Source organism: Vibrio sp. Vb0304 (genome assembly GCF_033338995.1).
In the GTDB taxonomy this organism is placed as follows: Bacteria; Pseudomonadota; Gammaproteobacteria; order Enterobacterales; family Vibrionaceae; genus Vibrio; species Vibrio alginolyticus.
On the sequence record NZ_JAWOTT010000080.1, the window covers coordinates 1 to 1,692 of the forward strand.

Annotated in this window: 1 protein-coding gene and 1 pseudogene; both read right to left on the bottom strand. The window is 46.2% G+C overall.

Annotated features, from left to right (window positions below; translation table 11 throughout):
• Positions 1–611, bottom strand: a pseudogene (locus R7P35_RS23900) (murein L,D-transpeptidase); the annotation flags it as partial.
• 152 nt (positions 612–763) lie between these two features.
• The coding region (locus tag R7P35_RS23905) for a DUF1513 domain-containing protein (RefSeq protein ID WP_318092811.1) at positions 764–1,692 on the bottom strand (929 nt) is incomplete at its 5' end.

The window sequence follows — 1,692 nt, forward strand, 5'->3', positions numbered from 1 at the left end:
TCTATCGGATCACCGACGCGCAACAGACCTTTTTGCTTATAGAAAGGATATTGATATTGCGAGAATTCAGAAAGCGAAGCAAATACCGTATTAAATGAGGCATCCGTTTGCAAAGGCGATCGCAAGCTGGCTAAAAACTGATCCAACTTCCCTACCGTGATCTCATTGCTCAGTACAGATAGCGTATCCACACTAGGCGCAGGAAAGCTCACATGGGCTTTATTTGCAAACAACCAGTTAACGCCTTCTTGAGGAACCTGCTCAAGATAGCTGAGGTACATAAGGAGGGAATCGGTCATCACCAAATCGAAGTCAAGGTTGTCTCCTTTCCATCTTACTTGGTTAATACGATGCAGTTGGTTGTCAAACTCTTTAGAAACGTCAGCAAGCGCGACCAGCTTCATCTGAAAAATGAACTGTTCAACATCGCTCTCATTTTCCCAATTCAAACGGTAATTCGTACTTTGATAAAGTTGATCAATCACCGTTGGATAATGGATCATTTTTTCGACAGACAACTGCTCTACGGCCCCTTCTTGCTCCGTTTGGGCAGAAGCATCGAGAGAAACCACGGTAGAAAAGCTGCAAAACGGCACCATAAGTGCCGTCATTATTAAAACCCTAGCAAACACTGAAACGATCCTTGCGCTACTTGCCATAAAAAAAGTATGGCAAATATCTCACAGCTTGCAGGTTTAAAATTAAGAATCTGGTGACGAAATCGACAACAAATCTCTCAATAAGAGATTATTTATTGAACTTTTTAAATAATTCGTGACCAATGATTGTCCCATTGAACACCGCTTGCGTATGCGTTTTTGAATTGCGAAGGTCTTTGTTCAACGACTTTTCCCGCTCCAGAACTGACGCGAAACTCATCGCCGTAAATCACCACACCAGACGCATCTGGCAGTGCATTCAGCTCCACCAGCTTGCCCGTTTCTTTAGACCAAATGCCATAACAACTGCCCGGAGGTGATGTTGCTAAAATCCAATCATTGGTTGCAGCAATACTGGCTATATAGTGATTAAAGCGTGCCCATTCTTCAGGTTCTGCTTGCAGTGTTTGCATCTCTCCTCCACGCGTATGCATGGCGAGCAAAGCAGGATATTCGTCAGGTTCTCCGCGATATTGCTGGCCGCACAACACCGTTTCTGAACCATCATGCGCAAGATGACGAATGCTCAGCTTATGATCCGGCAACGCAACTTGATCAAGCAACTCGCCGTTTTGCGAAAGGTAGCTCAAGCTTGGCGTCATGCTGTCCAAATTCAAAGGCTCACGGCCATTAGTATGCACTCCACCCACACCAATCGCTAACGTGCCATCGGGCATCATGATCACTTCATGAGGCCCAATGCCGAATCCCGATAACTCAGCGATTTTTCGGTATTGGTTTTGAACATCGTAAACACCAATGATGCCTCGGCTAGTGCCTCTTTCGCCTTCCGTAGCGAAGAGATAAAGACCATCGTGAGAATAAACGCCGTGGCCGTAAAAATGGCGCTCCGGTTTTGCCAGTTCCAACTTGAGCATTTGCTCTGTTCGATAGTCGAACACCATAAAGAAAGAGCCAGGACGTCGACCAAAAACAACCGCGTGGCCATGCTGATTGGTCGCCACGCCATGTCCGCGGTCGGGTATAGATGGCTTCGAAATAGGCATTTCATGGTAAACAGCCGCTGGAGCAG